5 protein-coding genes and 1 pseudogene are annotated in these 7,097 nt (G+C 70.2%); 1 reads left to right on the top strand and 5 read right to left on the bottom strand.

Features of this window, described 5'->3' with window-relative positions; all coding sequences use genetic code 11:
• The 5 genes and pseudogenes from VFB40_RS15555 to rhaI form a co-directional block, all read right to left on the bottom strand.
• Nucleotides 1–231 (bottom strand): annotated as a pseudogene (locus VFB40_RS15555) ((4Fe-4S)-binding protein); the annotation flags it as partial.
• Nucleotides 228–944 (bottom strand): (Fe-S)-binding protein, encoded by a 717-nt coding sequence (locus VFB40_RS15550; protein WP_324851313.1) that lies wholly within the window; start codon nt 942–944, stop codon nt 228–230. The gene VFB40_RS15550 and the pseudogene VFB40_RS15555, both read right to left, overlap by 4 nt.
• Entirely contained in the window at nt 935–2,350 is a 1,416-nt protein-coding gene (locus VFB40_RS15545; RefSeq protein ID WP_324851311.1) for a rhamnulokinase, read from the bottom strand. The genes VFB40_RS15550 and VFB40_RS15545 overlap by 10 nt, the downstream gene beginning before the upstream one ends.
• Nucleotides 2,347–4,392, bottom strand: a complete 2,046-nt coding sequence (locus VFB40_RS15540; RefSeq protein WP_324851309.1) for a bifunctional aldolase/short-chain dehydrogenase — start codon at nt 4,390–4,392, stop codon at nt 2,347–2,349. The genes VFB40_RS15545 and VFB40_RS15540 overlap by 4 nt, the downstream gene beginning before the upstream one ends.
• The gene (gene rhaI / locus VFB40_RS15535) at nt 4,389–5,555 is read right to left on the bottom strand and encodes an L-rhamnose isomerase (protein WP_324851307.1); all 1,167 of its coding nucleotides are present in this window, start codon (nt 5,553–5,555) and stop codon (nt 4,389–4,391) included. The genes VFB40_RS15540 and rhaI overlap by 4 nt, the downstream gene beginning before the upstream one ends.
• Before the next feature lie 284 nt (nt 5,556–5,839).
• Between rhaI and VFB40_RS15530 the strand changes: the two genes are divergently transcribed.
• A complete protein-coding gene (locus VFB40_RS15530; RefSeq protein WP_349261489.1) occupies nt 5,840–6,865 on the top strand; it encodes a LacI family DNA-binding transcriptional regulator in 1,026 nt (341 codons plus the stop codon).
• Nucleotides 6,866–7,097: the final 232 nt, after the last annotated feature.

Genomic DNA, 7,097 nt, shown 5'->3' with positions numbered 1-7,097 from the left:
CTTCTCTTCGAGTTGCAGGAGGTAGGTGTCCAGGTGGCGCAGTGTGCGTTCCTTGATCGCGGCGCCGGCCGCGCGTAGCTCGGCCCAGTCCGCCAGTTCGGCGACCGCCTGCTCGCGCCGCGCCCGGATGGTGTGCGTCGCGCGGGTCAGATTCGCCCGCAACCGGGCGTCCTTCGTCGAAACCCGCGCCGCCTCCGGAAACGAAGGCATACCCACGAACGTGCCGCTCATTGCCCCGATCCAGATCTGGTGCTGGCCAGAATCTCGGCCAGGTGAATGGTTGTCAGCTGCTCGCCTCCGCGCCGTGCGAGGCCGCCCAAGTGCATCAGGCACGAGTTGTCCACCGCGGTGAGGAACTGCGCACCGGCCTCCACCGCGCGGGCAAGCTTGTCCCGGCCCATAGCCGTCGAGACATCAGGGTTCTTCACCGCGAACGTTCCGCCGAAACCGCAGCACTCGTCCGCTCCGGGCAGCTCGGCGAGTTCGAGCCCTTCGACCGCGCGCAGCAGCCGTAGCGGCCGCTCGCCGAGGCCCAGCAGCCGACTCGAATGGCACGTCGGGTGGTAGACCACGCGGTGCGGGAAGTAGGCGCCGACGTCCTCGACGCGCAGCACATCGGTCAGGAACGCGGTCAGCTCGTAGACCGGAGGCGTTCCGCCGACCGCCAGCGCAGCCAGCTCGGGATGGACGTGCTCGACGAACGCCGCGCACGAACCCGAGGGCGCGACCACGGCGTCGTATCCCGCGAAGTCGCGGGCGAACTTCTCCGCCAGCGGCCGCGCCTCGTCCGGATAGCCGGTGTTGTAGTGCATCTGACCGCAGCAGGTCTGCGCCGCCGGGAACTCCACCTCGACGCCGAGGCGTTCGAGCAGCGTGACCGCCGCGATCCCCGCCTGCGGGAACGCCAGGTCGTTGACGCAGGTGACGAACAGGGCTACCCGCATGAGGGCTCGAATCGGCGTAGCGGCTGCGTGCGCGCGATCAACGAGCGCAGATCCGCCAGGTCGCCCTCGATCGCTCCCGCCGCCCGCGCCTGTATCAGCAGGTTGCCGATCGCGGCGGCCTCGACCGGACCGGCCAGCACCGGCAGCCCGACCGCGTCCGCCGTCAACTGGCAGAGCAGCTCGTTGAGCGCACCGCCGCCGACAATGTGCACGACGTCGATCCGCTTCCCGGACAGCTGCGCCGCTTCGGTCAACGACGTGCGGTATGCCTCGGCGAGCGAGTCAAGGATGCAGCGCACTATCTCCGCGTGGTCGCGCGGGACCGGCTGCTCAGAGCGCTGACAGGCGGCGACGATCCGCTCCGGCATGCCGCCGGGGGCGAGGAACACCGGGTCGCTCGCATCGATCAGGCTACGGCGCGCGGGAACGTGCGCGGCCGCGCCGAGAAGTGCGGGCAGGTCGCCCGCGCGCCCCCACTCGCGCAGGCACTCCTGCAAGAGCCACAACCCCATGACGTTGCGCAGGTAGCGCACCGTGCCGTCGACGCCGATCTCGTTGGTGAAGTTCGCGGCGCGCGACTGCTCGGTCCGGATCGGCGCGTTCAGCTCGACGCCCACCAGCGACCACGTGCCCGAGGAGATGTAGCCGAAGTTCCCGCCCTCTGCGGGCACGGCGGCGACCGCCGAGGCGGTGTCGTGCGAGCCCACCGTGAACACGGGCGCTGCGAAATCCGCCGCCACACCGGCCGGTTCGCCCGGGCCGCGCAGCGGCGCGAACAGGCCGCAGTCGAGGCGGAGTGCCTCGAAGATCTCGCGGGACCAGCGGCGCGTGTCGGTGTCGAACAGCCCCGTGGTCGACGCATTGGTGACCTCGGTCCCGGCGACACCGGTCAGCCTCCAGGACAGCAGATCCGGGACCATCAGGATGCGCGCGGCCGCCTTGAGCTCCGCGGTCTGCTGCGCCGCGTAAAGCTGGTGAACGGTGTTGAACGGCTGGTTCTGAATCCCGGTCAGCTCGTACATGCGTCGCGCCGATATCAGCTTGAAGACTTGATCAGCCACGCCGTCGGTGCGGCCGTCCCGGTAGTGCACCGGATCGTCGATCAAGCGGCCGTCCGTGTCGAGCAGGCCGTAGTCCACGGCCCACGAGTCGATCCCGATCCCGTCGACCGGCCCGGCGAGCCGCAGGCCCTCGCGAGCCCCGCGTTCAAGCGCCGCGAAGTCCCAGCGCAGCGCCTCGCGGACAAACCGCGGCTCGTTGCGGAAGCGATGCACCTCGACCACGTCGAGCCGATCAGGTCCGACGGCGCCCCGGATCACCCGCCCGCTGGAGGCGCCGAGGTCGATCGCGGCGAAGCTCTTCACGTCACCGCTCTTCGCTCCGCCGCTGTCCGTGCTCTGGCTCATCGCAGGAAGGCGGCGGCGACGCCGGCGTCGACGGGGACGTGCAGCCCGGTCGTGTGGCTCAGATCGCCGCCGGTCAGGGCGAAGACGGCATTGGCCACGTGCTCGGGCAGCACCTCGCGCTTGAGCAGGGTGCGCTGGGCGTAGTACTCGCCGAGCTTCTCTTCCGGCACGCCGTAGACCGCGGCCCGCTTGGCGCCCCAGCCGCCGGCGAAGATCCCCGAGCCGCGCACCACGCCGTCCGGGTTGACGCCGTTGACGCGGATGCCGTGCTCGCCGAGCTCGGCAGCCAGCAGCCTGACTTGATGCGCCTGGTCGGCCTTGGTGGCCGAGTAGGCGATGTTGTTCGGCCCGGCGAACACCGCGTTCTTCGAGGCGATGTACACGATGTCGCCGCCGAGCCCCTGCCCGACCATGACGCGCGCGGCCTCGCGGGAGACGAGGAACGAGCCGCGCGCCATGATGTCGTGCTGCAGATCCCAGTCGCGGGCGGTGGTCTCCAGCAACGGCTTGGAGACCGAGATGCCCGCGTTGTTCACGACCAGGTCGACGCCGCCGAAGGCGAGGGCCGCGGCCTGGAAGGCGGCGGCGATCTGCTGCTCGTCGGTGACGTCCGCGGACACCGCGACGGCGCGGTCCGCTCCACCCAGCTCTTCGGCCACGGTCGCTGCGCTTTCGGCGTTGAGGTCCGCGACGACGACGCAAGCGCCCTCAGCGGCCAGCCGGCGCGCGATCGCCCTGCCGATCCCGGAACCGGCCCCGGTGACCAGCGCGATGCGTCCGGCGAGGGGCTTGGGCTTCGGCATCCGCCGAAGCTTGGCCTCCTCCAGCGCCCAGTACTCGATCCGGAACTTCTCCGACTCCGGGATCGGGGCGTAGCAGGACACGGACTCTGCGCCGCGCATCACGTTGATCGCGTTGACGTAGAACTCGCCGGCCACCCGCGCGGTCTGCTTGTCCTTGCCGAAGGAGAACATGCCGACGCCGGGCACCAGCACGATCGCCGGATCCGCGCCGCGCATCGCCGGGCTGTCCGGCGCGGCGTGCCTCGCGTAGTAGGCGGCGTAGTCCTCGCGGTAGGCGGCGTGCAGTTCCTTCAGCCGCGCTATCGTCTCGTCCAACGGGACAGTCGGCGGCAGGTCGAGCACGAGCGGCCGGACCTTGGTGCGCAGGAAGTGGTCCGGGCACGAGGTGCCCAGCGCGGCCAGGCGCGGATGCTCGGCGCGCGCGAGGAAGTCGAGCACCACCTCGCTGTCGGTGTAGTGGCCGACCTGCCGGTGATCACTCGAAGCCAGGCCCCTGATAACTGGTGCGAGCGCGGCGGCGCGCTCGTGGCGCTCGGCCTCGGCCAGCGGTTCGAAGCCCGCGACGATCGGGCCGAAAGGCTCGGGATTGCCGCGCTCCTCCAAGAAGCTTTGCGCGGTGCGGATGATGTGCAGCGAGTTGGCCTCGCACTGCTCGCTGGTCTCGCCCCAGGCGGTGATGCCGTGACCGCCGAGGACGCAGCCGATCGCGTCCGGGTTCTGCCGCTTGATCGCGGCGATGTCCAGGCCGAGCTGGAAGCCGGGGCGCCGCCAGGGCACCCACACGACCGTCTCGCCGAAGCACTCCGCGGTCAGCTTCTCGCCGTCGGCGGCGGTCGCCAGCGCGATCCCGGAGTCGGGATGCAGGTGGTCCACGTGCGGGGCGTCCACGAGGGCGTGCATCGCGGTGTCGATCGACGGAGCCGCACCGCCCTTGCCGTGCAGGCAGTAGTCGAACGCCGCGACCATCTCGTCTTCGTGCTCGACGCCCGGATAGACGTCGACGAGCGCGCGCACCCGGTCCAGCCGCAGCACCGCCAGCCCGGCCCTGGTCAGGGTGCCCAGGTCGCCGCCGGAGCCCTTGACCCACAGCAGTTCGGTGTCCGCGCAGGTCACCGGGTCGGTCGCGGTGCCCTTCGCCGAGGTGTTGCCGCCGGCGTAGTTCGTGTTGCGCGGATCAGAACCCAGACGGTTAGACCGCTCCAACAACTGCCGCACGACATTCGCGCCATTGTCGCTCATGCTCCCCACCCCGCCTGCGTACCGCCGACGCGCTGCTCGACGATCTGCTCCCGCCAGCCCGAAGCCCGGTAGGCCGCGACCGGAGCCGGATCGAGCCCTTGCTCCTCGCGCAGCTCAGCCAGCAGCGGGCGCACATCCGTGTTGTACGCGTCCATCAGCACCTCATAGGCGCCCAGCACGTCGCCCGCCTGCTGCGCCGTCCGCAGCGCGTCCAAGTCCACCAGCAGCGCCTTGGCTACCGCCTCCTGCACGTTCATCACCGAGCGGATCACCGCCGGGATCTTCTCCTCGATGTTGTGGCACTGATCGAGCATGAACGCCACGTTCGCGTCCGGCTCCAGCCCGCCGCCGCGCACCACCTCGTGCACGATCCGGAACAGCTGGAACGGATCCGCGGCGCCGGCCATCAGGTCGTCGTCGGCGTAGAAGCGGGAGTTCAGATCGAACGCGCCCAGCTTCCGCTCGCGCAGCAGGAACGCCACGATGAACTCGATGTTGGTGCCCGGCGCGTGGTGCCCGGTGTCCACGACCACTGATGCCTTCTCGCCCAGCTTGAGCGTGTGGGCGTAGGCAGTTCCCCAGTCCGGCACGTCGGTGTGGTAGAACGCCGGCTCGAACAGCTTGTACTCCAGCACCATCCGCTGCCCGTCGCCAAGCCGCTCATACACGGCGGTCAGGGCCTCGAACAGCCGGTCCTGACGCGCCGCCACGTCATCTTGACCCGGATAGTTCGTGCCGTCCGCGAACCACAGCTTGAGCGCGCGGGAGCCGGTGGCGTCCATCACGTCCACACAGTCCAGCAGGTGTTGCAGGGCCTTGCGGCGCACCTTCGGGTCCGGATGGCAGACGCTGCCGAGCTTGTAGTCCTCGTCCTGGAAGGTGTTCGAGTTGATCATCCCGATGCGCAGGCCCAGCGAGGCGGCGTGATCGGCGAGCTTGCCGTAGTCCTCAACCCGGTCCCACGGGATGTGCAGCGACACGGTCGGCGCGGCCCCGGTGTACCGGTGCACCTGCGCCGCGTCCGCGAGCTTCTCGAACGGATCGCGCGGCACCCCCGGCTGCGGAAAGACCCGGAAGCGGGTCCCCGAGTTGCCGAACGCCCACGACGGCAGCTCGATTTGCAGCGCGGCAAGCCGCGCCTTGACCGTAGACCGGTCACCCATCACCGTCACCCTGCCCTGTCGCCGAAAGCCGCCCGGTGCGCGTCGGGGGTCGCGAAGGCCGCGAACGCGCCGCGCTTGCATGAATCGTTTCAGTGACGCAACCTAGATCCAGTTCCCGGGGCTGTCAAGGAGCGGCGGGCCCAGCACGGGAGCTCTTTCCTTTTGACCCTTTCAAAGGGCCGGTCCGGCCCGGGCCCGGCCCTACCATGTGAGCGGACGCGAACCGCTGGACGCCGGTCCGCGCACACGAGCTGGACGACCTGGACGACTGGTGAGGAGCTGCCTTGGCGCGCATGGTGGGCATCAAGGACGTCGCGCGGCAGGCCGGCGTGTCGGTCGGCACGGTCTCCAATGTAATTAACAGGCCCGACTTGGTTTCGGAGCAGACCCGGACCCGAGTCCAGGCGGCTATCGATCTGCTCGGCTTCGTGCGCAGCGAGTCGGCGAGGCAGCTGCGGGCCGGGCGCAGCCGGATTGTGGCGATGCTCGTGCTGGACATGGCCAACCCGTTCTTCGTGCAGGTGGCCAGGGGCGCCGAGCGCGAGGCGCGGGCCTCGGGCCTCGGGGTGATGCTGTGCAACAGCGCGCAGGACCCGTCCGAGGAGGCCGAGTACCTGTCCCTGTTCGCCGAGCAGCGGGTGCGCGGCGTGCTCGTCACCCCGGCCGACCCGACCGGGGCGAACCTCGCCGCCTTCCGCCGCCGCGAGATCCCGTTCGTGCTGGTGGACCGCTCCGCGCCGGTGGGGGAGTGCTGCTCGGTCTCGGTGGACGACGTGGCAGGCGGCTACCTCGCGGCCGATCACCTGCTCGACAAGGGGCACACCGCGCTGACCTACGTGAGCGGGCCGATGCACCTCGCGCAGTGCCGGGACCGGCGCACCGGGGCGCTGGCGGCCCTGAAGGACCGCGAGCTGCCCGAGGACGCGCTCACGCACATAGAGGTCCCGAGGCTCGACGTCGAAGCCGGCCGCGAGGCGGGAGCGCGGCTGCTCGCCCTCTCCCGCCGCCCGACCGCCGTGTTCTGCGCGAACGACCTGCTCGCCTTTGGCGTACTTCAGGCGCTCTACGCCGCGGGCATCGCCGTACCTGAGGACGTCGCTCTCGTCGGGTACGACGACATCGAGTTCGCCGCGGCCGCTGCGGTACCGCTGACATCGGTGCGTCAGCCGGCCGTGGAGATGGGGCGCACCGCTGCGACGCTGCTGCTCGAGGAGACCGGCGACGACGCCGACGCGCATATTCACCAGCGCGTCGTCCTCCAACCCGAGCTGGTCGCGCGCGAGTCCACCGGGCACCCCTCGCGTCCGTGAGCCGATCGTCCGGTGGGCTGCCGGGCGGCTGGTCTATACGCCGACCTGCGCTGACCCGCCCGTGATCGCATCGTGACCAACTGGGCCGCGCCCATCCCTTGACGGGCCCGCGAACCCGGTCTTACGTTGCTCGCACGTTGAATGAAACGTTTAAAGGCCGGAAACCCGCGGCCCGTCGCGCTCCAAGCGCCCAGGTGGAGATACGAGTGAACGATTCAACCGAGGTGGGCCA

The organism is Actinocrinis sp., from assembly GCF_035650855.1.
Taxonomy (GTDB): Bacteria; Actinomycetota; Actinomycetes; order Streptomycetales; family Catenulisporaceae; genus Actinocrinis.
The sequence above is the reverse complement of the archived record's forward strand: the minus strand, read 5'-3'. Positions and strand labels throughout refer to the sequence as shown.